Genomic DNA, 1,032 nt, shown 5'->3' with positions numbered 1-1,032 from the left:
GTACCACGTATGCGTGAACTCACTTACACAGTACCGAAACCGGCGACAGTAGAAGAGATTGCTCAACTGGTAAAAGATTACAGTCAAGCTGCGGCAAACGCGATTGACGCAGGGTTCGACGGCGTTGAAATCCACGGCGCGAACGGTTATCTAATTGACCAATTCCTTCACTACTCAAGTAACATTCGTGAAGATGAGTTTGGTGGCGACGAAGTAAATATGGCGCGTTTCCCACTTGAAGTGGTTGATGCTATTGCTGACCGTATTGGCAAAGACAAAACTGCATTGCGCGTTTCGCCTGGTGCTTATTTCAATATTGAAGCGGACCCACGTGACCGTGAAGTATTCGACTACTTCTTAGAGGAGTTGGAGAAACGTGACTTAGCGTATTTGCACCTTGGTATCTTCGATGACTCAATGACATTTGATTACTTAGGTGGAACAGCGTCTGAATACCTACGCGCCAACTACAGTAAAACGCTAGTGGGTGTTGGTAGTTACACAGCTGAAACAGGTAGCCAGGCAATTGAAGCAAACAAATTCGATTTAATCGCTATTGGTCGTCCACTTATTGCAAACCCTGACTACGTTGCCAAGCTAAAAGCGGGGGATGCTTTAACTGAATACTCTGACACAATGTTAGCTGAGTTGGTTTAATCGGCTCGATTTACTAAATTTCAAATTTTAATATCGCAACACTGCCTTTTCGTTGCACCAATTTTATTGCAAGTCATTCGTTCTCCCATTCGAATTGCATTTTTGCCATCAAATAGTGATATTTGGTGGCTTTTTTATTATCAATAACCCTATACATTAATAAGGTTATTATGTTGCCAGGTTTATATATTAATGATGGCAAATCAATGAATACGATTACCTCTCAACTCAGTAATTATCATATTCATAAAATGTCTGACTTATCCTTTCTTCTTACCACCTTATAAATACAAAGTGGTTCCTACTCAACGACTCATCAAACTACTCTCTTTATCTTACCTAAGTTATAGTTTTCTAATTAACGCTTACTAATAT

The 1,032-nt window shown here is 40.2% G+C and carries 1 protein-coding gene; it reads left to right on the top strand.

What is annotated here, in order from left to right:
• On the top strand, window positions 1–657 hold a 657-nt coding region (locus L4C33_RS22430; protein WP_489686458.1), incomplete at its 5' end, for an oxidoreductase.
• Between the last annotated feature and the right edge of the window lie 375 nt (window positions 658–1,032).

Source organism: Vibrio makurazakiensis, from assembly GCF_050337375.1.
Taxonomy (GTDB): domain Bacteria; phylum Pseudomonadota; class Gammaproteobacteria; order Enterobacterales; family Vibrionaceae; genus Vibrio; species Vibrio makurazakiensis.
Note: the sequence above shows the minus strand (reverse complement) of the source record. Positions and strands in the feature narration are given on the sequence as shown.